The organism is Parapedobacter tibetensis (assembly GCF_024704835.1).
GTDB lineage: Bacteria > Bacteroidota > Bacteroidia > Sphingobacteriales > Sphingobacteriaceae > Parapedobacter > Parapedobacter tibetensis.
In genome coordinates this window covers 1-23,748 of sequence record NZ_JAMXBE010000020.1, presented here as the reverse complement: position 1 = coordinate 23,748, position 23,748 = coordinate 1, and the positions used below count along the sequence as shown (strand labels likewise).

Here is a 23,748-nt window from a genome sequence, read left to right as displayed (position 1 = left end):
AGGCAGCCTGTTCGCTTTTTGTCTAATGAGTAAAGGTACGCTTACTCCCGAAAGTACTCTTGATCTGCTTCGGTAACGTCACTGATGCTTCCTTCCGGAATTTGAGTTTCAAAACCTTTGACGCAACGATCTCCTTCATCTTCTCTGCACTGTTCATCGGGCTCCAGACTTGGTGTTGTACTCTCCAGCTCCCAATTGTTTGGGCTTTGTTGGGTGTACCAATACATCGGTGTCTGATTGACGGTAGTTGCGCTGCCAATCAATCGAAACGACATCAAACCAAAGGCAGCAAAAAGCGCCATTACTACTCCTAAATTTACTTTAATTACCTTTTTCATTTTTCAAGGATTTACTGTTTTTAAAATTTTATTGATTATCGGTCTTTTGGCCGACCCGCCCTCGGCAGCGGTGCCCTCGGCTCCGCTGCCTTGTTTTCGTATGTATAATGATAAAAGCAGGCCAGCGATGGCCAGCATGAGAAACCAGAGGTTGAACCGGAAATGCGCCATCCAGCTCCATCCACTATTGAATTTGCTGCAAAGACAATCAAAGGAGGCCCACCCAGCGAACAGTGCCGCGGCGATGTATCCGGTGAAGGTAAGTAGCATGGCCGAGGAAAGCAGAAAGCCGTAACGGTTGGTTTTCGGGATAACCAGCAGGACAATGGCAGTAGTTTCCGCCAATGGAAGCAGCACGATGAAGGTGTACCCCAGCCAGTTCGGAAAATCATGCTTGAGCATACCGTTTACGAACGTGGTAAAGCCATACGCTTGGTTGAAAAGAGCAACCATCCAAAGCCCCATGAGGGCTACCGTGGCGAAAAACCGCCAGAGGTTCATGCCCTTGATTGGGCCGCCATATGTCAGTTCGATTTTCATGCGTTGTTTGGGTCTATTACGGGTTTGTGGATACGAACGAACCTGGCCTCAATGGCCATTGGCCCATGGGCGGCAAACGTGGGCGTGATCAGTAGGTCCGTTTCAGCATGATTCAGCTGGAGGTGCCGCCGATAGTGCCCGATCATCTCCGGCGTGGTGGCCGGGACGGACCGGATAGCTTTGGCTCGTTCGATGACGTCGGTTGCTTCAATGATGATGTCCTTTGTTGCCTTCATGGAAACAAAGGTAGGGTAGGTCTCGCCCCCTATGCGTCCCACCTTAGGGAGACTATTTGCGGGATTTTTCTCTAAGGTAACGGCTTTTCATCCGGTAATAGGTGCTCCGGCCCATGCGTAGCAACTGCCATTGGGGAGCATCGGGCAACTGGACGGCTTGGTGGCTAAAGCGATCCATATAGACGCAGTAACGAGTATAACATGATTGTTCGTTGGTTAATGCGATAAGTAACTCAAAGAAGTTGATCTTGCGTTGCTTCATCACCTGCACCAGTTCGGCAAATGCTGGAAAGCGCCGTTGAGCCTCACGGGCTTCCGCTACGGGCACCAATAGGAGCGTCGTGTTTTCGATGGCTACGTATTCCGCTTCGCGGAGGCGCGGGGTGAACGGATGCTGTGTGCCGGTGAAATAGTCCATCGGCTGCATCAGCTCACATAGGATGGACTGGCGTTCACTGTTCTTCCCATAGCCGGCCACGAGGCCCGAAAGCACCACGCAAAAGAAAGGAAAGCGTTCGGTTTCCAGCTTGATGACCTGTTTTTTGCCATACCACTTTACCATCGAACGGCTGCGGACAAACGACCGGCTATCCGCTCCTAAAGCAGGGTAATGCTTGATCCAATAGGTGAATAGCCGTTCCATCGAAAGGTTAGTTAACGGTGGGAAATTAAGGGTTTATGGAAGGCGCGTCAATGGAAGAGGTGGAACTGTGGTAGTCCGTTGGGGAGGTGAGGCACATCAGGGCGCTTCAACAGCGATATTTTGGTGGAACCCTAGATCCAAGAAAATGAAAAAAGATGATTACGTATTGATTTGGGGCCATCGATTTAGCAGAAAGGCGTGCTTTCGGTAGGAATACCACTGCAACGGAATGTTTTTTGGCTAGAAAGTACTCCTGATGCCTGAGAGATTGGCAGTGGCTAGGGGATGGTGGCAATGTTGAAATCGATGGAATCACTCGATTAATTTAGTCGCCACTCGCCTCGCCAAATAGGGGTTTGATGGAACCCGGATTGGGCGAGGCCGGAATTTCATTCCGGAATTAGGGGGTCTTATTCCGCTATTTCCCATTTGGTTCTTTTGTCTTTGACCGGTGGAATTGGTGTTGCATGTTTGCAGGGTGATCACGTTAGTAAATGCCTGAATGCAAGCTTGGAACGGGCAATGGTTAAACGTAAAAAATCAAAAAAATGGAAATCAAAGATTTGTTAGAAATGGTCAATAATACCGACGTGTTGCGGGTCATCGCCGACAGGCTATCCGACGCGATACCTGTAAACGACTTGATGGCGGGAGGTAGTAATCCGTTTATCCCGGATCAGCCGAGTTGCCAAACACCTATTATCAAACTATTTCGTTAACCCCCAGGGGCACCTTCCGGCTCCATCCGGAAGGTGCCCCTTTAATCATACGGTCTATGGAAAATCGTTACAAAAAGGAGCATGCCGAAATCTACAGGGAGGTGGAACGCCTCGACATCGGTGCTTCGCCAACCATCCACAACCAGTATACCTTTTTCAGTGCCAATATCGAACACTTTCTTCCCATGGTGCCGGCAGCGCAACATGAAGAGCTTTTCAGAGAGACACTGGTTTACCAACGGCTGAGCGGGTTGGACCTTTCCTACGGGGTAGCAGGGTATCTGCCCCCCATCAGTGGGTGGGATCCCGAATGGGCCAATAGCTTAAGGCACCGCGTGGGGATCATCGCCTGCGCACATATGGGAGCGCATATGCTTATCGGATTGCTCCTGGCAAAGGCGCAGGTGCCCCTGGCACTGTTGGTGGTAAGCCACCTGGTCGAGCCGTTGAAAAAGTTCTGGAAGGCGGCAGCCGAAAAAGACCCATCCATCGTATTGCCTCAGATCGTGGATGCATCGTCGTCGTCGGCTTTGCGTCAGCTGGTCCGTTTTGTACAGGCGGGCGTTAGCCTGCTGATTTATTGGGATGGGGAAGAACACAGTGGGGGTGATGACGGCCTGCATCAAGTGTGCGTACCGTTGCTGGGCCAGCATATCCGCTTGCAACGGGGCATCGCTTTCTTGTCAAAGGTCACGCAGGCTCCGATTGTGCCCGTGGTTGCCTTCCGCCAACGCGATGGATCGGTGGGGGTACATCAGGGAACCGAACGCTGTCCGCAGCATTACCGGGGGAAGGATTTTACCCGGCTTGCACTGCAGTCCGTCGTCCAATTTTTTTCGCCATACTTCATTCATTTTCCAGCGCAGTGGGACAAGTGGACCCATTTGCATCGCATGGCGCTGCCCGAACGTTTTTTTGTCGAGGCCGGCCGTAACCTGAGCGACCGATACGGGATATTAAAGGGTGGCGACACATATTTTTTGTTTGAGCGACGAGATTACCACACCCTTGCGCTGCCTGAAAACTACATGGATATTCTTGGGCATTGTGCAAAAAATCGGTGACAAATGGGGATGTTATGACTGCACTTTGTATTTTCAGCTTTCCAAACACTCACATAATGAAACCTGCATGAGCTTCCGCTCAAAAAAGAACATGAATAATCAGCACATGCAAGCTTCATTGCCTTTAAAAAAACAATTTATTTGAATGAAAAATCTTTACCTACCGAAGCCTTGGCAGCAATGGCTGCAAGCCTACCGGTTCGAGTACTACCAAGCGATTTACTGGATCGGGTATTCCGGCTTCACATTTATGAATAACAGCTTTTTGGCGCAGCCTTTCCGTTGGTGGGAGGTGCTGCTTACCATCGGGTTTGTTATGGCTATCGTGTATTCGATCGTCTATGTCTTTTTGAGGGACCTAAAGCCTGCTATGAAGACATTCTTTGTGCTCGTAGCCATGTTTGCCCTGTATGCGATGCTGTTTTACCTCGTCGCATTTGTATGGCATAAGCCTTTCGGTAAACGGCTGCTCGGCTCGGAAGTGGCTTTTGCCATGGGTGCTTACCTATTTACCATGTTCCTCTACTGGTACCATTCCATGGTGGAGGCAGGTCTGCTGGCCGCCATTTATCGCGTACTGAAAAACGAACGGCAGAAACGGAAGCTGATGCAAGAAAACCACCGTACCCAGCTCCAGTTTCTCATGGCACAGATTGAACCCCATGAGCAATACAATTTGTTGGATATTCCGTATGCCCTGGCACTCAAAAGCGGGGAAAGCAAGGTCGCTAAGGCGTTGGATGAGCTGAAATCGTACACGCAATACGTGCAGGAAAAAGCCAGGGATGTGGAAGGCGAAGTGCCGCTGGGTGATGAATTGACACACTGCAAACGCATTGTAGCGGTCAACAACCGCCGGTTTGACGAGGTGTACGTTGGCATGGAAGTCCCGGAGGAGCTATGGGATTGGTACGTACCGGCGCTATCGATTTCCTCGGTCATGCAAAACGCCTTCAAATACGGTATTTCGTGGGATAGCCAGGCCCCGATAGTACTCCGGGTGGAATGCAGTGCGAGCAAGCTGGAGGTTGTGGTACGGAATAAGATCAACCCCCATAAAAGCGAACAACGTTCTTCCGGCATCGGCAACGAAAACATCCAGCGACGCTTAAAGCTGATCTATGGCGATCAGGCACACCTGGATACCCTGCAAACCGATGAAGGGTGGTACGAAACTAGACTAACCTTAACAAAATAACAGCCGATGGAAAGACGAAAAGTTGTATTGGTGGATGACGAACGCCCTGCACTGGAAATTTTGAAGACGCTGGTTGGCAAAAGGCTGGACCTGGAAATCGCCTTGGAAACCACCCGTTTTCAGGAGGCGTACGATTACCTGGACGAACATGATATTGACCTACTGGTGGTAGACCTCGACCTGCGGGTGGAAAGCGGCTATACACTGATGGGCGCCGTGGAACCGCCCACGCAGATCATCGTGTGTACGGCTTCTGACAACGAAGGGTCGGAATCTTTATTGGCGGGGGCGATAGACTATGTGGTGAAAATGGTGCAGGAAGATCGGTTTAATTTTGCTATAGACCGGGCGCTGCGCCAGCTGGAATTGCTGGAGCGTGAGCGGGAAATGCGAACTTATCCTTCAACCATTGCCGTGCTGCCGGAGGAAGGTAATGCCTACGTGAATGTGCGCGTTGCCGAATTGGTGTATGCCCGTTCGGAAGGAAAATGCGCCCGCCTATTCCTGACACACGGACGGGAAATGCTTGCCAGTATGCTCCTCCGTGACCTGCAGGTCCGGTTGAACCCGGCGGATTTTATCCGCAACCAGCGTGGATTCATCGTCAGGCGGGAAGCGGTAAGCGAGTACCTGCCGGGGGCGCAATTCGGGACGAAGCACTGGTGGGTGGAGCTGCACGAAGATGCGGTTTCCATCTGGGAGAACGATAGGGAGAAGGGCATGCTGCCGGTAGGGGAGAAATACCGGTATCGGGTGGAAAAAACATTGGGCGTACGGTAATCGCAGGTGATGGTGAGCAAGCAACTGGATCGGATCAGCCGCGAGATTGAGCGGGTGTGGGACACTGACCGCGGGGCCATACCCTGGGATGAAACAACGCTCCGCCGCTTGAATGACGGGCTGAGCGATCTGATCGCCGAGACGGACAGCCAGTTGGAAGAATGGCAGCTGGAAGTGGATGCCCGCCAGGAACTGCAGCAACGTATCCTGTGTGCGCTGCCCGAGGCGGAGCGGATGAAACGGCTGTGGTGGAACGAGCAGCATGCGTTTTATGCGGATCTGGTAGAACGGATGGACCGGCACTTCAATTACGACGAATCGGCGTCCGTGACGTTTTCGATGACCACCCTGGAAGTGCTTTTCCTAGTGCGCCTCCTGATTGAAGAGGGGGTCATCCAGACCGAGACCCTGCGGCCGGTATTCCGCTACCTGAGCCGGTACGGGCATACCGAACGGCACAGCAAGTTATCGTACGACAGCCTGAAAAAGCGCTATAGTCTGCGGCACGAAGGATCACGTAAAAAAGTAAAACAAATCCTGATGAACCTGATCAGGCGTATTGACCAGGGGCTTCCCCGCGGCTGAAGACTTATCCCGCGGCTCCGGCCTTGAATTCCTAATACCTATGGAAAAAGAACTATCACGCATCCGCAAGGCTGTAGAAAACATGCACCAGCTTATGGAAACATTAGTGGCCCTGCAGAAAGACAATCATCAATGCTGCCGTGCGGTAGATTTGCCCGTTGCGCAGACCACCGCACAGCAGATGATGGCCGACCGCCTCGCCGAAATCGCGGCCAATACCAAGCCGTTGATGGCCTCGCCACTCCTCGTGCAGCGCAAAATCTACAAGCAGGAAACCATCAAGCTGCTCGGCATCAGCGAGCGCACCTACGACCGCCATAAGGCCAAAGGCCTGCTGAAGCCGCACGGCATAGGCCAAGATTTCTACTATCCCGAGGATTTGGAGAAGGCCATGGAAGAAAGCCGCAAGAAAGGGCGGGTGTAGGCCTGCAAGGCTTACTATTTTACTGTACTAGTTTGGTTTATTTATTGTCGACACGGCATATAACGGATATATTTGTATCAAGTTTACTTTTCCGAAGTTTTCAAGAGAGGTGCGTATTCCCGTGGACACGTTCTTTTCCTGCATAAATAAATGTAAACTCTACATGGAGCCTTTTTCCCCTGATTTCACTCCAATTGGCTAACTCCCGATCAATATACCTTTTTAAATACATAGCTATTTATCATTCTGTCTACAAAAGTACAAAAAGGAAAGGCAATTCCCTTCTTTATAATACATTTTTACAAGGCAATAAACACTTAAAAAAGTAAAAAAGGAAAAGGTAAACCAGGAGGGAATGCCGGCTCCGGCGGTAGGATCGCGGGTTTCCCCGTATGTCTTTACGGCTTCCCGCCATGGGGAAATGGCCGGTTCCTGCGGGGAAGTGGCGGGCTACCCCGGGGAAGTCTCCTCCCCGTACTTCGGAGCCTTGTCCCCGTACGACGGAACCGCTTCCCCATACGGGACGGGCGTTTCCCCGTATGCCTTTATGGCTTCCCCGCCCGGGGAAAGGATGTCCCCATACGGCGTTGCCGCTTCCCCGTCCGGGGAAATGGCCGGTTCCTGCGGGGAAGTGGCGGGCTACCCCGGGGAAGTCTCCTCCCCGTACTTCGGAGCCTTGTCCCCGTACGACGGAACCGCTTCCCCATACGGGACGGGCGTTTCCCCGTATGCCTTTATGGCTTCCCCGCCCGGGGAAAGGATGTCCCCATACGGCGTTGCCGCTTCCCCGTCCGGGGAAATGGCCGGTTCCTGCGGGGAAGTGGCGGGCTACCCCGGGGAAGTCTCCTCCCCGTACTTCGGAGCCTTGTCCCCGTACGACGGAACCGCTTCCCCATACGGGACGGGCGTTTCCCCGTATGCCTTTATGGCTTCCCCGCCCGGGGAAAGGATGTCCCCATACGGCGTTGCCGCTTCCCCGTCCGGGGAAATGGCCGGTTCCTGCGGGGAAGTGGCGGGCTACCCCGGGGAAGTCTCCTCCCCGTACTTCGGAGCCTTGTCCCCGTACGACGGAACCGCTTCCCCATACGGGACGGGCGTTTCCCCGTATGCCTTTATGGCTTCCCCGCCCGGGGAAAGGATGTCCCCATACGGCGTTGCCGCTTCCCCGTCCGGGGAAATGGCCGGTTCCTACGGGGAAGTGGCGGGCTACCCCGGGGAAGTCTCCTCCCCGTACTTCGGAGCCTTGTCCCCGTACGACGGAACCGCTTCCCCATACGGGAAGGGAGCTTCCCCGCATGCCTTTACGGCTTCCCTGCCCGGGGAAAGGATGTCCCCATACGGCGTTGCCGCTTCCCTGTCCGGGGAAAGGGCCAGCTCCTACGGGGAAGTGGCAGGCTACCTCGGGGAAGCGTCCGGCCAGCCTGGGGAAAGGGCTTTTTTCTCCCGCTGGCGCGTCAATTACTCCCCAAAAAGATTATCCATGGTCACTTCGCCATCCACCAGCTGCTGCCGGTAAGCGTTGTCGTCGACGCCGTACGTGGTAATCAGGATGAGTTGCGTGTTTTTTTTCGTCTGGGTGTTTTGTTTGAAAGCCAGTATCTTCCGTTGAAGTATCGCTGCATAGGGTTTATTGATCACAAAAGGCTGCTCACTGAATTTCATTTCGCAGAGATTGATGGTCTGGTCTGCGCGATCGATCAGCAAGTCTACCTGCGCCCCGTCTTTGGTGCCGTTTCCGGCGAGGTGCCATGATGATTGCGTGGTGGCGACACCGGGTATGCCAAGCGCCCGCTTGATTTGGCCGATATGCCGTAAACAGCAGTTTTCAAACGCATAGCCACACCAAGCACGGTAAGCAGGCGATTGGCTCAGTGCCATCCATTGCCCCCGCTCGGTGGAAAGCTTTCCCTCAATGAACCGGAGGTAGAAGTAGGAATATTCGTCTGCAAGCCGGAATAGGGTGTCCTTGAGTTTTTTCCCGAAGGGAAGCGCCTTGGCAATGAAGCCGCTCTCCTCCAGCTCCTCCAATGCCGTGGTTACCCCACCGCCGGTATCGAGGCCGGATGCATCAAGGATCTGTGTCCGGGTAAGCCCCATGGGACGACTCGCCAGTGCCCGGATGAGCGTGAGGTGTATGGTGGCATTTTTAAATAGCGCGTGGTAGAGGTTGCTGAATTCGTGGTATAACACACCCTCTTTGTGAAAGCAGCTCCGGTCGATGATCTGTGGTACGCTCAACCCCCTTTGGACAGCGTTGAGGTAATGGGGTATGCCGCCAATGACCATATAGAGCTGCAGCAATTGATACCTGTTGAAATGGATGTTTTTTGCCTTTAGGTAGGCCTCGGTTTCCTGCAACGAAAAAGGCATCAAGCGTATGCGTTGCGTGATCCGATTGTGGAGCCCCCCCTTGTTGTTGACCACTTTTCTGATCATCCATGAGGCTGCGGAACCACAGATGACTACCAAAAGGTCCGTGCGTTGGGAGGCATATACATTCCAAAAGTAGCCGAAAGCAGCAAGGAAACCCGATCGGTGGGTATCCAACCAAGGTAGTTCATCGAAGAAGAGTACTTTTTTGTCGGCTCCGCGCAGTCCATTGATGCATGTGCGAAGTAGTGAAAAGGCTTCCTGCCAGTTCCCGGGTATGTCCAGGGTTTCATTCGGGAAATAGGCCTCCAATTGCGCTTTAAAATTATAGAGCTGTACCTGCAAATTGCCTTCCAGCTGCCCGCTACAATAAAATCGTAGATTTTTTGCATAGCACTGGGTAATCAGAAAGGTTTTCCCGACCCGGCGCCTCCCATAGATCGCCAGTAAGTCTGATTGCTTGTTCGCTAGCAAACGTGCCAGGATTTCCTGTTCCGCTGCCCTGCCGATGATCGTTTTGCTCATACCGGTTTAATTTCTATTACTCGCCAAATGTAGATAATTTTTATATGATTTGGCAAATAATAATGCTATTGTTCGCCAAATATATTCCATAAAACCATCGGTTGGCGGGCAATAGTTGGCGCTGTTTGGCGGCGATTCCCGCCAATTCCCGCCATTTGCCGCCAAAATTCTTTCCATCCCGCCGACCCATGCTAATTTGCTCTTATAGACCGGGATGGTCCCGGTTGTTATGGTTTCACTTAAATTTTTAATGTGATGAACATTAAGCACCAAGCCCGGGGAGGCTTCACCAAATTCCCCGATGACGAATTGCTGGTCCAGGCTAGCACAGTACTGCAGGCCATGGATGGCAATGCCAATTTCCCAACCCCTACGCCGGACCTGGCTGAGGTGACGGCAGCCCGCGACGACTTCTCGGCCAAGCTGGCCATTGCCCGCAAACGCAGTGGCCCGGAGGAAACATCGGCCAAGAACGATGCGCGGCTGGTACTGGCCGACCTGCTTAAACGGCTGGCCTTCTATGTAAGCACCACGGCCAACGGCAACCTGACGGTGTTGCTCAGTTCCGGATTCCGGGCCACGGCCTACCCGCAGCAAGGACGGGTGCCGGCACAGCCCTTCGGAGCCCTGCTGGCGCGCGGCCGCCAATCGGGCCAGTTGGTATTCAGCGTGTACAAAGTGGTAGGTGCACTCTACTATGAGTACCGCTACGGAACGAAGGCCGAAGGCGATGCCGAGCCTCAATGGGGGGAGCCATTCGTGACGACCTCGTCCGTGGGCAATGTAATCGCCCCGGCAACGGAGACGGTGCGCTATTACGCGCAAGCCCGTGCGTGCAATGGCTATGGCAAATCGGAATGGAGCGAACCAGCATCATGCATAGCGCTCTAACCCAAGGGTACCTCACGCTCCGGTTGGAGCGTGGGTACCTTCCCAATGGCACCAACGGCACATTGCTGGTGCACGGAAAGCCCATCTGCCACACCATCGAGCTGCCTTGGCGGAATAACCGACGAAATGTAAGCTGCATCCCCGAAGGCCGCTACCGCTTGAGGCTTTACCCCTCCAAACGCTTCGGTATGCGGATCATCGTGGAAGGTGTGCCCGGCCGGAGCGGTATCCTCATCCATGCGGCTAATAACGCGGTGACGGAACTGCGGGGTTGTATTGCGCCGGTGACGAAACATACCGGACCTGGCAGGGGTATCCATAGCCGCGTAGCAATGGAACGTGTGGAGAATGTGGTGGTACCGGTGCTGGAAGCCGGGGAGGATGTATGGCTGGAGGTGGTTTAACAAATAAACAAAAAAAGCAATGGAAAACAACAAAACAACAGGGCTTCCCAATGCGGAGAAGCCGACATGGTATGGTAAAATCAAAAACGGGCTTGCCTTGGCGGCCCAGGTAATCATCAGCGCCCCGCTGAAACTGCCCACCAAGGTGGTGGCTGCGGCCAAATACGTGGCGCTGGCCATCGGATTGCTGGATGCCATCGAGCGGCAAACAAACAGTACCGACAAGCCCGCGGAAGGAGGGGAGGCCCCGACTGATGCGAGCTAGCCAACAACTTGGCATCGGCACCACCGGTGGTACCTTGCTGGGCATCATCGGCCAGCTTGGCCTGCACGATGTGCTGAAAACGGCTGTATTGGCAGCCATAGGTGCGGCGGTAAGCTTTGCCGTAACGTTGCTGTTGCAACGCTGGCAGCGGCGAAGATAGCCATGATGGTTCAGCTCGCCGTTTCGCGGGCTGAACCTTTTAAATTCAAACCAACGCACTCATAATGAGGTTTGATTAATATTTACTACCTTCGAGCAATCATATTTAATTAATGAAGTGATTTAAACTTTTATTAAATATAAAAAGGGTTGAAGATATTTATGTTGCGAAACATACAATTATCTAAACCAACCCTTTATGTACTTTGTACTTGACAAAGATACGATAGAAATGGAAATTGTCCCCTACATACCCAAGACTAATCTAGGATTTGCCCCGACTGTTCCATTGGCTGAGATTATTAACGCAATCCTCTACAAGCTCAAGAGCGGTGTCCAGTGGCATCAATTGCCTGTAAAGGCTCTTTTTGACAGTAAAGTGCTAAGTTGGCAGTCGGTTTATTACCATTACCGGAAGTGGTGCCTGTGCGGGTTTTGGAAAGACTGTTGGGTGAGCTTCCTCAACCGCCATAAATCAAAACTCGACCTTTCCAGCGTGGATCTGGATGGCAGTCACACCTCGGCCATCAGGGGCGGGGAACAAGTGGAATACCAAGGCCATAAGAAGCGTAAAACCACCAATGCTCTATACCTTAGCGAAAGGCAGGGTCTACCTTTAGCTATGTCTGAACCTGTCACAGGCAATCATAACGACCTGTATAACATTGAGGTGCAGTTCGAAGTAGTCACTGGTACTCTGGAAGATGCTGACCTCCGTGTGGATGGGTTGTTCCTCAATGCTGATGCGGGCTTTGATTCCAAGGATTTCCGACAGGCTGGTGCCCAAAAGGAAATCAATGCCAAAATCTGCTTCAACAGGTGTAATGGTGATAAGGGCAGGGTTTAACTATCTTGCTTTTATTGTGTTACCTTTGAAAAAGTTCAAACCCATCAAAAAGAAAAAAATTAAAACGAGTTCAACATGAAAACAACAATTAACACCGAAACAACTTCGCTTCGTTTTTATATGCGGGAGCTTTATGACCCTTTTGAAATCAAATGCAGCTCTTTTTACAATGAAAAAATAAAAGATGAACTGATAAACTGGGCATTGGCAAGAGGCAATTTTAAAACCCGTGAAGCGGCATTACATACTATTGAATGTAATTGTGTATATTGGGGAGCTTTGTGCTTTCCATTTACTATCAGTATGGAAAAGTTTTGTACAATTAGCAAGTATTTTCAACTCTTTACTATAAATGACGACCATGCCGAAGAACCGTGGGGAGATGGAAGTAATAATGTAGAAGCAACAAAAAAATATTGGAAGCGTGCAATAGCATTATTAGAAACCCTGCGGGATAATACGCCTTGGCATAAAAAATTATTGCGTAATATTTCAATGGCAACGGCAGCTCGTCCTTATCAACGGGCTATATTTGATTATATGAAAAAAATACTGGATTCTCAGTCTCCTACAATTCGTAACAGATATATTAACCGCTTTAAAGAATATATAGAAGGTGCTTCAGTACAAATTCAAATGCAGGGAAAAGAAAAAGAATTGGATTTACAAACCTATAAAGCTTATCGTATTAACAGCCTGGCATCCATACCTTGTACATTAATGATAGAATATCTGTATGATGTTGAAATGACGGATGAGGAATACTATCATCCTAATGTACAGGAGCTGGAAAGATTATGCACCTGGCAAGTAGCATTAGTGAATGATTTATTTTCTTTATTTAAGGAATGTAAGCATGGTACATTGGAAAATGTGAATAATATTATTGCTATTATGGTCAGCAATGGAAAAATGAATCTGCAGGAAGCCGTTGAGGAGGTATGCAGCCAGATTGAGTGGTCGCGTCATGAATATATAAGAGTTAAGGATAAATGGTATAATAGTGGGGAAAATATTTCAAAAGCCGTACGTACGTTTATCAATGGAATGGAATACTATATGTCTGGAAATTCTTATTGGCATCGTCAAAGCAAACGGTACCATGGTAGAAACTGGGAAGGTGTTATTACAACAGGTTATATGGAATGGAGCTCAGAGGGAACAGTTTACCACAAAGAGAATGAACAAAACCCAGATATCATAATACATAAGTTTGCAGAAATGATAGAGTAGCATCTATCATTTCAAAACTTCCATTACCATTTTGAGGTAGACAATAGAGGATGGACTGACATTTATTGTCAATGAAAAAAGCTTCCTGTGAAAAGGCTGGAGTTGATACCTTTTTTTGACTTTATTCTTAGGGATCATTTTAACAAGAATATCAACTTGTTTAAACTTTTTCTAACCTGCCTTCCGGCAAAGGCAGGTTGGTTGCAAAATGATCTTTTCACTTCAATTAAAAAAGTTTAAATGAGTTCAATTAAAAAATCTTAAATAATGGACAGAATTAAAAATTTCAAGTACCTTAGCTGGGCAATGCTTTTGTTTGGTTTTGTGTTTGCTACATCGCTAACCGCATGTAACAATACCGGCCAAAAGGAAGGTGACATCGAACAAACAGATGGATCAGAGGCTCAAGATGAGCATCCGACTGATTCTTCTGAGGAACATCCGACCGATAGTTCTGAACATCCAGATAATTAGGGAATTAACTTTTTTATGACTTTGAGTTGGCTGTTAGTTCCATTTTTTTTCTGTTAAACGAAAAGAATGTCGCTGCGGCTACCGGAGTACCCCCAACTTCCAAAACGGGGTAAGCAAAAAAATTGATTGCCCCCGAATTGGGCCCTGGTTCTACTTTTAAATCGCGCCCGCGACTGAATTCGATACGGTTTGCCGGGTTACGGCCAAAATAATAGGTAGCAAGTGCCGTATACTTATTGGCTTCACTGATGTCTATAGGCCACCATTTTCCTTCCGCATAAAACTCTGCCCAGCAGTGATAACCGTCAATACCTCCTTCATCGCGTTCAGCGGGAATAGCCGCTCCTATAGCAAAACGTGCAGGTATATCTGCCGATCTTGCCAAGGAAATAAAAAGCGAGTGAAATTCGGTACAGTTACCTGTAAGGGCATCGCAGGCATAAACCGCATCGCCGGTACCAAACTCGCCAAATTTCATATAGCGCATATTATCTATAATATGATCGTATAGCGCACGGGCTTGCATCAGGGTGTTTTCGTCTTTTTTCTGGGCTATGATAGAGTCCGCCAGCTTTCTGAAACGGTCATCAACAGGCAATAGTGAATTAGCCTCCAAATAGCGGCCGGGATTGGTAGTTGCTTCTTCATATGGGTTCTTTTCGTGACTTGTTACCTGATAAACCAATGCTACTTTTTTGCCACTATCCTCAGGGGAAAACTCCATGTACATGATCGTATTGCCGTATTTTTTTTCTTCTAGCATTTTGTGTTTTCCGGGAACTTCAATCGATCGTAATTCAACCGTTTGAAAACGGTTGCTACCCGGTACAGGCACCCACATTTTAGCATTGTCTTTCATTTCGGGCAGGGTAACCTCGTAACGGAATTCAAACGTATCCACCCCTTCTATAACCCCCAATAGTTCATTTGAAGCAGCTTCAACGGGAACCCTATGCCACGTTTTATCTTTGTGCTGCTTCCATGTGTAAAAAGGTTTCCCGTTTAACTTGTGCAGGGTTGTTTTTGTAACGTTCATTTCGCCGGGATCACCCTCCAAGAAAAAATCAACATCATACACATCGCCACTTACATCGGCAAGGTCCACACAGGCAAAATGACTACGTGGCCCCAAATTGGCAAGGTATTCGGTGTGTACGCGTACCAACTCCAGTTTTAAATCTTTGTCAGCTGTTTTCATGTGGAAATACCCGCCGCCCTTTTTTACTTGTTCGTCTATGTGGGCTTTAATCCCCGCTTCTATATCGGCCGTAACTACTGTTGGAACCGTGTTGTCTAATTTTCCATCCTCTTTTTCCGTTGATCCGGAATTGCAAGACAGTATGAACGAGGTAAGTATTAACGTTAAAATACGAAGTGAGCGTGTCATACATAATTAAGTTTATACTGTCCAGCAACAGGTTCTAACTATATTTCAACCTGTTTCCTTAATACATAACACAAAACTACATATCTAAATTCACTAATCTAGCATCTATATTAACATTGTGCCCCTGCCGAACACCACAGCGTTTAATGGATTAAGTATTTTTCCTATATTTAGCGGGGCATAGGAACCCTTTGAAGCAGTAAGCCTTCTGACTTCGATCTCCTGGCTCTGGTCCTTGATCCTCCAATTTCGGTCTTCGGTTTTCCGTCTTCCAACATTAAAACTCAACAAATGAGTACAGTAAACCTACAAAAAACGCTCTCCCCCTTTGCACTCTGGGCACTGGGGGTGGGCTACGTGATTTCCGGCATGTATTTCGGTTGGAATTTGGGCTTGGAAAAGGGGGGCACGCTGGGCATGGCCATAGCCACGGTAGCCGTGATGCTGATGTACATTACCTTTACCTTCAGCTATTCGGAACTGGCTTGTGCCATCCCCAAGGCTGGGGGAGTGTTTGATTATGCTGAACGTGCCCTTGGCAAGAATGTTGCATTTATTGCGGGTATTGCCCAAACCGTGGAGTTTGTGTTTGCCCCTCCGGCCATTGCCTTTGCCATCGGCGCATATTTCAATGCTTTTTTCCCAGATGTACCCATTATTGCCAGTGCAGTTGTTGCCTACCTGTTGTTCACCGGGCTCAATATCATTGGTGTCAAGGTAGCGGCCATCTTCGAAATGGTCATCACCGTACTGGCTGTTGGCGAATTGCTGCTTTTTGTCGGCATCGTTACGCCAAACTTCGACGCAGCCAACCTGAGCCGAAATGCTTTTCCAAATGGATGGTCGGGTGTATTCGCTGCTATCCCTTTTGCCATTTGGTTCTTCCTCGGTATCGAAGGCATTGCCAATGTGGCCGAGGAAACCAAAAACCCGCAACGTGACATCCAGAAAGGTTTTGGTTGGGCCATCTTTACCCTCGCCATGCTGTGCGCGTTGGTTTTTATATCGTCGGTGGGAGTAGGTGGTTGGGAAGCCATTGTTTATCAAAATGGCGTAAGTGGAGCAACATCAGATTCGCCCTTGCCCTTGGCGCTTTCCATCGTGACAGGCGATAACCACCTGATGTACCACCTACTGATTACTGTGGGGTTATTCGGGTTGGTGGCATCATTCCACGGACTGATATTAGCCGCCGGGCGATCGACCTATGAAATGGGCAAAGCGCGTAATTTCCCCAGTATTTTCGGCAGGGTATCCAATAAGTTCCGCACACCCGCTTATGCGCTGTTGGGTAATATGGTGGTGGGTCTGCTGGCTTTGTTTTCTGGGCGAACGGGAGAAATCATCACCATGGCCGTCTTCGGGGCGCTCACGCTCTATGTGATTGCTATGGTGGCGCTTATTCGCTTACGGAAGCAGGAACCTGCGTTGGAGCGGCCTTTCCGGGTGCCAATGTATCCGGTATTTCCAGGTATTGTGCTTGTGGTGGGCAGCATATCCCTGATAGCCATGTTTGTTTATAATTGGGAAATTGGTTTAATTTACATAGCTATTTTAGGCGTGTTTTATGGTCTTTTCAAACACTTCAGGCGATGATAGTTCAACAGATTAAGGAATATATCAATGTCCATCCGGCGTCAAAAGTCAAATTGGCGGCCTGTGACATTGATGGCGTACTACGGGGGAAATATATTTCTGCCGAGAAATTCAACACGGTAGCCGACAAAGGATTGGGTTTTTGCGATGTGGTTTTCGGTTGGGATTCAAGTGACTTGGCTTATGACAATGCCCGGTTTACAGGTTGGCATACAGGTTATCCGGATATGCAACTCCAGCTGGATGGCAATACGTTCCGGAAGATCCCTTGGGAAAATGAACTGCCCTTTTTACTGGGCGATTTTGTGGACGAGGAGGGAAACGCTGCCCCCGTTTGCCCCCGGCAGCTGCTCCGTAAAGTTATCGGGAAGTGCCATGAAATGGGATTCAAACCTTTTTTTGCTCAGGAGTTTGAATGGTTCAACTTCTCCGAAACGCCGGATAGCTTGTATCAGAAAAGCTTTCAGGGGTTGAAGCCATTGACACCGGGGATGTTTGGATATTCCATCTTGAGGAGCTCACTAAAAAATGAGTTTAGCAGTGATTTGTTTTTGTTGCTGAGAGCTTTTGACGTGCCATTGGAAGGGCTGCATACAGAGACAGGCCCTGGTGTATATGAGGCGGCCATTGCGTATACCCATGCGTTGGAAGCGGCGGATAGGGCAGTGCTGTTTAAAACCGCGGTTAAGGAAATTGGCTATAAACATGGGATTATCGCCACATTTATGGCTAAATGGAACGAAAGCTTACCGGGGTGCAGTGGGCATGTGCACCAAAGCTTGTGGGATGGGGAAACGAAACGGAATTTGTTTTATGAAGATGGCGATTCCCAAAAGATGAGCACACTCATGAAGCGGTATATCGCTGGGCAACTGTATTGCTTGCCACATGTACTACCGATGTATGCACCCAACGTCAACAGCTATAAACGGTTGGTGGAAGGCGCATGGGCACCCACTACGCGCACCTGGGGGGTAGATAACCGTACCGTGGCCTTGCGCGTACTATCAGAAGGGGAGAAATCGGCCCGATTGGAGACCCGCGTTGTGGGTTCAGATACCAATCCATACTTGGCCATGGCTGCTTGCTTGGCCTCGGGCTTATACGGTATCAAACATGGCCTTACCTTAAACCAACCCGCTACCGTAGGCAATGGATACCGTGATGAGTCAAATGGTACATTGCCGGCTAATTTATATGAATCGACCCAGCAGATGAAACACTCCGAAATCGCGAAAGAACTTTTCGGTGAAGCGTTTGTTGACCATTTTTGTTGTACACGAGAATGGGAATGGAAGCAATTCGCCAAGGCGGTAACCGATTGGGAATTGAAGCGGTATTTTGAAATTATTTGAAGTGGGGGAGTTGGGAAAATCGAAGACAAGAGTCCGAGGACTGGAAGTCCAGAGCCGATAGCTATAAAAAATGAATATAGATCCAATCATACAATTTAATATTCCCACGACCATCCGTTTTGGTTGCGGTGCAGTGAAAGAACTGCCATCTTACCTGCGGCAACAAAATTTGTCGCGGCCATTGGTAGTCACGGATGCGGTAATTGCCCAATTGCCCTTTTTCAAAGGCATTGTGAATGAGCTCATGGCCAAGGGTATCGGAGTGGAAGTGTTTGCTGATACCCATAAAAATCCCGTAAAGTCTGATGTTTACAAAGGAACACAGGTATGGGATGACACCAAACGCGATTGCATTATCGGGATCGGTGGCGGAGCGGCATTGGATATTGCCCGTGCAATCGCGCTTCGTGTAAACCATCGGGAAGATTTATTCAAATACGATGACCTCATTGGAGGAGATGTTTATGTGACGAATGATGTGCCACATTTCATTGCTATTCCCACTACGGCAGGTACAGGTAGCGAGGTAGGAAGGAGTGCCATCATTGCCGATGATGAAACCCACCAAAAGCGAATCCTTTTTTCACCAAAACTGATGGCCAAGGTGGTCTTTGCCGACCCGCTCTTGACCATGGACCTGCCGGCACCCATCACCGCGGCAACAGGAATGGATGCATTAACCCATAATCTTGAAGCATTTTTAGCCAAAAATCCGAACCCGATATGTGATGGTATTGCGCTGGAAGGGATACGTATGATCGGGCGGTCGCTCGAAAACGCGGTAGGACAACCTGATGAGACATCAAGAGCCAATATGTTATTGGCTTCCATGATGGGTGCCATAGCTTTCCAGAAAGGACTCGGCGTGGTGCACTCCCTGGCGCACCCATTGTCTTCGCTATTGGATACACACCATGGACTGGCCAATGCGGTGAACCTTCCGTATGGCATGGCGTTCAATATCATCGGTTGTGAAGAGCAATTCAGGCGCATAGCGCGAACGCTTGAATTGAAGGAAGAAACCGGTGAAGCGGTGGTGAAATACATTAAGGAGCTCAATGAACGTATACACATACCCAGCCGCTTGCGTGATATCGGGGTGAAATCGGAACAGCTCGATACGTTGGCTGATATGGCCATTGCTGACTTTGCCCATCCCAATAATCCCAAACCGGTGAGCCGCACTGATTTTAAGGCATTATACGAGCAGGCTTTATGAGTAAGTTAATAATTGGAATGACGGATGGTCGGATGTATGAACAGTATGCCGATTGGGTAGTTGGCCACGCTGCGGATGTGGAAATCATCCGGCTGGGGTATGCGTTGGATAATTTTGGCGAGGTAGAGAAGTGCCAAGGTCTGGTATTTACAGGGGGGGAAGATGTACACCCATCCTATTATGGCAAGTTGGAATACCTATCCTATTGCTCACCGCCTGATTTCGATGAACGCCGCGATGAATTTGAATTCCAATTGCTGCGATATACACTCAATAGACCCATGCCTTTGTTGGGCGTATGCCGGGGGCTACAACTCATCAACGTATTCCATGGGGGCACATTGATTCCCGACATACCAAGCTGGGGGAAATTTGACCACGCAACGAAACTACCAGATGGCAAGGAACGGGACCACACCATTTATGTGGACAATCATTCGCAGCTATATGGAATAATCGGTCAATCGGAGGGCACCGTCAACAGCTTGCACCACCAAAGCGCAGGCAAAATCGGCAAAGGGTTGGCGGCCTCGGCCATGTCCATAGACGGTGTGGTAGAGGCTTTGGAGTGGAAGGAGCTACAGAAACACGCGTTTATGTGCTTGGTACAGTGGCATCCAGAAAGAATGGAAGACCACGAAGCCCCGTTTGTGAAAAACATTCGTGAAACGTTTATAAAAGAAGTGAAGGAATTTAATCATAAAACGCATGAAGGTCATTAATCCTGCTACGGAAGAAATCTTAGTGGAACTGGAGGAAGACACAGCGGAGACCCTATCCGCTAAATACCTGTTGTTAAGAGCTGGCCAGCCCCACTGGTCGCGTAAAACACTGCTGGAACGCGTAGATATCATAAAACAATTCATGGAACTGTTGGAGTCGAACACGGCTATGTTGGCAGCCACGTTGACCGCGGAAACAGGTAAGCCGCTATGGCAGGCGAAGAATGAGGTTAAAGGAGCTATCGGCCGTATTGCTTGGTTGGCTGAGCATGCAGTGCGGTATTTGTCGGATGAAACGATGGTATCCAATGGTACTCGTGAGGAAATAATCCGCTACGAACCCTTGGGTGTGGTAGGCAACATCTCCGCTTGGAACTATCCCTATCTCGTTGGGGTAAATGTATTTGTGCCTGCCTTGTTGGCTGGAAATGCGGTCTTATACAAGCCATCGGAATATGCCACCCAAACGGGGTTGCAGATCGAGAGGCTACTGAAACGGGCCGGGGTGCCTGATGGAGCTTTTCAAGTGGCCATGGGTGCAGGCGGAGTGGGAAAGATGCTTTTGGGAATGGAATTAGATGGGTACTTCTTTACAGGGTCCCATGCAACGGGTAAGTTCATCTACGAGCAAGTAGCCCCAAAGATGGTGCCTTGCCAGTTGGAGCTCGGGGGCAAGGATCCTATTTATATCACGGATAACTTAGATGATATTGGAGCTGTAGCCGCGGCCACGGCTGATGGTGCGTTTTACAACAATGGGCAAAGCTGCTGCTCGGTAGAGCGGATATACGTACATGAAAAGGTTTATGAAGCGTATGTAGCGGCTTTCACGGCGGAGATAAACTCTTGGAAAATAGGGAGTCCGACCGATGAAGGCATATACTTCGGGCCACTCACCCGTCCCAATCAAATAGGTATACTGGAAGAACAGGTTGCCGATGCGGTAACTAAAGGGGCTAAGGTAGTGACGGGAGGCCATCGGTTGGAAGGGAAGGGGTATTATTTTGCACCTACCGTGCTGGTAGATGTAGACCATCGCATGGCAGTCATGCGCGAAGAGAGTTTTGGCCCTATCATCGGCATCATGAAAGTGGCAGATGACAATGAGGCGCTTACGTTGATGCAGGATACCGCCTATGGCCTCACGGCAGGGGTGTATACGCAAGATAAAACCCGGGCGACGGCTATACTCTCTCGGCTCGATGTCGGGTCGGCTTACTGGAATTGCTGCGATCGTGTGAGTGCCGCCCTACCATGGAGTGGTCGCCGGCATTCCGGAATAGGCGCTACCTTGTCGCACCAAGGACTGCGGGCATTTACCAAACCCAAGGCTTGGCATCTGAATGGTTGATTTCGAGTCCGACAAACATACCAAAACCGATCCTTATACGGGGCAGATGGGCTCTCAATCCAAATTGTTACATCTCGATTATTTAAAAAGTAATTACATTAGCCAGTAGTTTTCCAACCTCAAAGACCATCATGTTGATGTATAAAAAATTAGTTATCGTCGCTTTCGTTGGCCTATATTTACCAACATACGCACAGCATTCGGCACTCACAGTCGAAAAAATCATGCAGGATCCTAAATGGATAGGTTCCACTCCTGAAAACGTGTCCTGGGATCTGGGTACTGGCCGGCTTTATTTCAATTGGAATCCGGAAGCAGCAGATTTAGCATCGTTGTATCGCATTTCGACCAAAAACCGTACGCCCGAGAAAGTAAACGATCATGATCGGAAGGCGATCATTCGCCAATACACGTATAACAAGTCGCGAAGCCGGATTTTGTTCGAGCGAGATGGCGACATTTATATGCGGGAATTGAAATCGGGGGATGAAACACGTCTAACCCATACAACGGCGCAGGAAAGTGCCCCACGTTTTGGCAAGGACGATAAGCATGTAATCTTCCTGCAGGGTGACAACCTATTTGCCATTTCACTGGATAAACATGAATTGGTGCAGCTTAGCAATTTCAACAAGGGAGGAGCCACGTCTGGGGGTAGGCAACGTGACCGTGCGGGCCAAATAACCGCACAAAACAAATGGGTGCAAAATGATCAACTTGAGCTGTTTGACGTGTTGAAAGATAGGAAAAGACGAGACTCGGTCAGGAACGAGCAGCGGCGCTCCAATCGCCCGGCACCGGATGTAAAGCTAATCCATATCGGTGAAGACATGCTGTCCATGCAGCAACTGGATCCAAGTGAACGATACATCACATACCGGGTTACATCGCGTGCGGAAGGCAATAAAAATACCATCGTGCCCAATTATGTGACCGAATCTAGTTATACAGAAGATATCTCTGCTCGAACGAAAGTGGGCAATGCCTTGTCTACATCCAAGACATACATTTACGATAGGCAACGTGACACCGTATATAAGGTGAATACCACAGCGATACCGGGCATTAAAGACCTGCCCGATTTCTGGGACGAATATCCCGAGCAGAAAGCCGCGATATTGGAGGAAAATGAGGACCGGCAAGTACATGTAAGCCAAGTGGCGTGGAACGAAGCTGGCACGCTAGCTTTTGTGGTCATAACGGCAGCCGACAATAAGGATAGGTGGATTATGCGGTTGGATCCCGAAGATGGATCATTGCACTTGATTGACCGGCAACGTGATGAGGCATGGATTGCAGGGCCCGGCATAGGCGGGTCTTGGGGAGGAGGCAATGTGGGATGGATCGATACAGAAACCATCTATTTCCAAAGTGAGGCTTCTGGGCATTCGCATGCTTATAGCGCCAACGTGCGAACGGGTGAAAAGTGGCAGCTTACTTCGGGGCGATGGGAGGTGCGGAGCCTACAGTTGTCGACAGATAAAAAGCACTTTTATTTGACGGCCAATATGGAGCATCCGGGGATTACCCATTTTTATCGTATCCCGGTTGCAGGGGGCGAAGCCACCAAGCTTACCCACATGAAAGGAGGCAATGAGATTTCCCTTTCTCCCGATGAAAAATGGCTGGCCATACGCCATTCCTATTCAAATAAACCATGGGAACTGTACCTCCAAGAAAATAAACCTGGCGCGCAGGCCGTGAAAATCACGGAGTCACTTACCGATGAATTCAATGCTTATCCTTGGCGTGAGCCGGAAGTGATTTCATTTGAAAATAGGCATGGCGACGAGGTATATGCCCGTCTCTATCAACCCGCTAATCCCAAACCCAATAAACCTGCCGTAATCTTTGTGCATGGCGCTGGGTACTTGCAAAATGTACATTACTGGTGGAGCCAATATTTTAGGGAATATATGTTCCACAACTTATTGGCAGACCTGGGCTATACCGTACTGGATATAGACTATACCGCCAGCTCGGGTTATGGGCGCGACCATCGTACCGGAATTTATCGGCATATGGGAGGTAAGGACCTCAGTGACCAGGTGGATGGCGCGAAATTGCTGGTAGAAAAATACGGTGTAAATGCTAAGAATATCGGTATCTACGGGGGATCGTATGGTGGATTCATCACATTGATGGCCCTATTTAACGAACCGGAAGTGTTTGCGGCAGGGGCAGCTTTACGGTCGGTAACCGATTGGGCACATTATAACCATGGGTATACCGCAAACATTCTGAATGAGCCGTTTGCCGACCCCATTGCTTACAAACGCTCTTCTCCCATCTATTTTGCAGAAGGATTACAAGGCCACCTCTTGATGTGCCATGGTATGGTGGATGTGAATGTGCATTTCCAAGACATTGTACGGTTAAGCCAGCGGCTTATTGAATTAGGTAAAGACAATTGGGAGTTGGCG

26 protein-coding genes are annotated in these 23,748 nt (G+C 49.5%); 19 read left to right on the top strand and 7 right to left on the bottom strand.

Annotated features, from left to right (window positions below; genetic code table 11):
* Positions 1-41 precede the first annotated feature (41 nt).
* Genes NF543_RS22605 through NF543_RS22590 form a run of 4 tightly spaced genes read right to left on the bottom strand, consistent with a single transcriptional unit; the run spans position 42 to position 1,757 of the window.
* The gene (locus NF543_RS22605) at positions 42-338 is read right to left on the bottom strand and encodes a hypothetical protein (RefSeq protein WP_257670478.1); all 297 of its coding nucleotides are present in this window, start codon (positions 336-338) and stop codon (positions 42-44) included.
* Positions 339-341: 3 nt separating this feature from the next.
* Positions 342-878, bottom strand: a complete 537-nt coding sequence (locus tag NF543_RS22600) for a MauE/DoxX family redox-associated membrane protein (protein WP_257670477.1) — start codon at positions 876-878, stop codon at positions 342-344.
* Positions 875-1,114 carry a hypothetical protein gene (locus NF543_RS22595; protein WP_257957554.1) on the bottom strand — a complete coding sequence of 80 codons (240 nt, stop codon included), beginning with the start codon at positions 1,112-1,114 and terminating at the stop codon, positions 875-877. Before NF543_RS22595 ends, NF543_RS22600 begins: the two co-directional genes overlap by 4 nt.
* 52 nt (positions 1,115-1,166) lie before the next feature.
* Positions 1,167-1,757: a cyclic nucleotide-binding domain-containing protein gene (locus NF543_RS22590; RefSeq protein ID WP_257670475.1), complete on the bottom strand. Its 591-nt coding sequence runs from the start codon at positions 1,755-1,757 to the stop codon at positions 1,167-1,169.
* Between the two features lie 548 nt (positions 1,758-2,305).
* On the opposite strand from NF543_RS22590, the gene NF543_RS22585 reads away from it, so the two are divergent.
* From NF543_RS22585 to NF543_RS22560, 6 genes are all read left to right on the top strand, one after another.
* Positions 2,306-2,476 carry a hypothetical protein gene (locus NF543_RS22585; protein WP_257670474.1) on the top strand — a complete coding sequence of 57 codons (171 nt, stop codon included), beginning with the start codon at positions 2,306-2,308 and terminating at the stop codon, positions 2,474-2,476.
* A 56-nt stretch (positions 2,477-2,532) separates the two neighbouring features.
* Positions 2,533-3,540 carry an LpxL/LpxP family acyltransferase gene (locus NF543_RS22580; RefSeq protein WP_257670473.1) on the top strand — a complete coding sequence of 336 codons (1,008 nt, stop codon included), beginning with the start codon at positions 2,533-2,535 and terminating at the stop codon, positions 3,538-3,540.
* A gap of 145 nt (positions 3,541-3,685) precedes the next feature.
* Positions 3,686-4,738 (top strand): sensor histidine kinase, encoded by a 1,053-nt coding sequence (locus NF543_RS22575; protein ID WP_257670472.1) that lies wholly within the window; start codon positions 3,686-3,688, stop codon positions 4,736-4,738.
* 6 nt (positions 4,739-4,744) lie between these two features.
* Positions 4,745-5,518: a LytR/AlgR family response regulator transcription factor gene (locus NF543_RS22570; protein WP_257670471.1), complete on the top strand. Its 774-nt coding sequence runs from the start codon at positions 4,745-4,747 to the stop codon at positions 5,516-5,518.
* Between the two features lie 12 nt (positions 5,519-5,530).
* A complete protein-coding gene (locus NF543_RS22565) occupies positions 5,531-6,103 on the top strand; it encodes a hypothetical protein (RefSeq protein WP_257670470.1) in 573 nt (190 codons plus the stop codon).
* Positions 6,104-6,143: 40 nt separating this feature from the next.
* The gene (locus NF543_RS22560) at positions 6,144-6,527 is read left to right on the top strand and encodes a helix-turn-helix domain-containing protein (RefSeq protein WP_257670469.1); all 384 of its coding nucleotides are present in this window, start codon (positions 6,144-6,146) and stop codon (positions 6,525-6,527) included.
* 286 nt (positions 6,528-6,813) lie between these two features.
* On the opposite strand, the gene NF543_RS22555 is transcribed toward NF543_RS22560, so the two are convergent.
* Both NF543_RS22555 and NF543_RS22550 read right to left on the bottom strand, forming a co-directional pair.
* The gene (locus NF543_RS22555) at positions 6,814-7,824 is read right to left on the bottom strand and encodes a hypothetical protein (RefSeq protein WP_257957553.1); all 1,011 of its coding nucleotides are present in this window, start codon (positions 7,822-7,824) and stop codon (positions 6,814-6,816) included.
* Positions 7,825-7,985: 161 nt separating this feature from the next.
* The gene (locus tag NF543_RS22550; RefSeq protein WP_257670466.1) at positions 7,986-9,422 is read right to left on the bottom strand and encodes an AAA family ATPase; all 1,437 of its coding nucleotides are present in this window, start codon (positions 9,420-9,422) and stop codon (positions 7,986-7,988) included.
* A 255-nt stretch (positions 9,423-9,677) separates the two neighbouring features.
* Between NF543_RS22550 and NF543_RS22545 the strand changes: the two genes are divergently transcribed.
* From NF543_RS22545 to NF543_RS22515, 7 genes are all read left to right on the top strand, one after another.
* A complete protein-coding gene (locus NF543_RS22545; RefSeq protein WP_257670465.1) occupies positions 9,678-10,313 on the top strand; it encodes a hypothetical protein in 636 nt (211 codons plus the stop codon).
* On the top strand, positions 10,298-10,717 hold the full coding sequence (locus NF543_RS22540; RefSeq protein ID WP_257670464.1) for a DUF5675 family protein: 420 nt from the start codon (positions 10,298-10,300) through the stop codon (positions 10,715-10,717). The genes NF543_RS22545 and NF543_RS22540 overlap by 16 nt, the downstream gene beginning before the upstream one ends.
* A 19-nt stretch (positions 10,718-10,736) precedes the next feature.
* Positions 10,737-10,982, top strand: coding sequence for a hypothetical protein (locus NF543_RS22535; RefSeq protein WP_257670463.1), 246 nt, complete (start codon positions 10,737-10,739; stop codon positions 10,980-10,982).
* Positions 10,972-11,142: a hypothetical protein gene (locus tag NF543_RS22530; protein ID WP_257670462.1), complete on the top strand. Its 171-nt coding sequence runs from the start codon at positions 10,972-10,974 to the stop codon at positions 11,140-11,142. Before NF543_RS22535 ends, NF543_RS22530 begins: the two co-directional genes overlap by 11 nt.
* Before the next feature lie 198 nt (positions 11,143-11,340).
* Entirely contained in the window at positions 11,341-11,988 is a 648-nt protein-coding gene (locus NF543_RS22525) for a transposase (protein WP_373275027.1), read from the top strand.
* Between the two features lie 75 nt (positions 11,989-12,063).
* Positions 12,064-13,221, top strand: a complete 1,158-nt coding sequence (locus NF543_RS22520) for a terpene synthase family protein (RefSeq protein WP_257670461.1) — start codon at positions 12,064-12,066, stop codon at positions 13,219-13,221.
* Positions 13,222-13,488: 267 nt separating this feature from the next.
* Positions 13,489-13,695, top strand: coding sequence for a hypothetical protein (locus NF543_RS22515; RefSeq protein ID WP_257670460.1), 207 nt, complete (start codon positions 13,489-13,491; stop codon positions 13,693-13,695).
* A gap of 13 nt (positions 13,696-13,708) precedes the next feature.
* Here the strand turns inward: NF543_RS22515 and NF543_RS22510 are convergent, their stop codons facing one another.
* Entirely contained in the window at positions 13,709-15,082 is a 1,374-nt protein-coding gene (locus tag NF543_RS22510; protein WP_257670459.1) for a transglutaminase-like domain-containing protein, read from the bottom strand.
* 291 nt (positions 15,083-15,373) lie between these two features.
* Here NF543_RS22510 and eat point away from each other — a divergent pair, with 291 nt between their 5' ends.
* The 6 genes from eat to NF543_RS22480 all read left to right on the top strand — a co-directional run.
* Entirely contained in the window at positions 15,374-16,678 is a 1,305-nt protein-coding gene (eat, locus tag NF543_RS22505; protein WP_257670458.1) for an ethanolamine permease, read from the top strand.
* Entirely contained in the window at positions 16,675-18,033 is a 1,359-nt protein-coding gene (locus tag NF543_RS22500; protein ID WP_257670457.1) for a glutamine synthetase family protein, read from the top strand. Before eat ends, NF543_RS22500 begins: the two co-directional genes overlap by 4 nt.
* A 70-nt stretch (positions 18,034-18,103) precedes the next feature.
* Positions 18,104-19,252 carry an iron-containing alcohol dehydrogenase gene (locus tag NF543_RS22495; RefSeq protein WP_257670456.1) on the top strand — a complete coding sequence of 383 codons (1,149 nt, stop codon included), beginning with the start codon at positions 18,104-18,106 and terminating at the stop codon, positions 19,250-19,252.
* Positions 19,249-19,974 carry a gamma-glutamyl-gamma-aminobutyrate hydrolase family protein gene (locus NF543_RS22490; RefSeq protein ID WP_257670455.1) on the top strand — a complete coding sequence of 242 codons (726 nt, stop codon included), beginning with the start codon at positions 19,249-19,251 and terminating at the stop codon, positions 19,972-19,974. Before NF543_RS22495 ends, NF543_RS22490 begins: the two co-directional genes overlap by 4 nt.
* Positions 19,961-21,325, top strand: coding sequence for an aldehyde dehydrogenase family protein (locus tag NF543_RS22485; protein WP_257670454.1), 1,365 nt, complete (start codon positions 19,961-19,963; stop codon positions 21,323-21,325). The genes NF543_RS22490 and NF543_RS22485 overlap by 14 nt, the downstream gene beginning before the upstream one ends.
* A gap of 137 nt (positions 21,326-21,462) precedes the next feature.
* Positions 21,463-23,748 (top strand): S9 family peptidase (locus tag NF543_RS22480; RefSeq protein WP_257670453.1); only part of this gene is annotated, 2,286 nt, incomplete at its 3' end.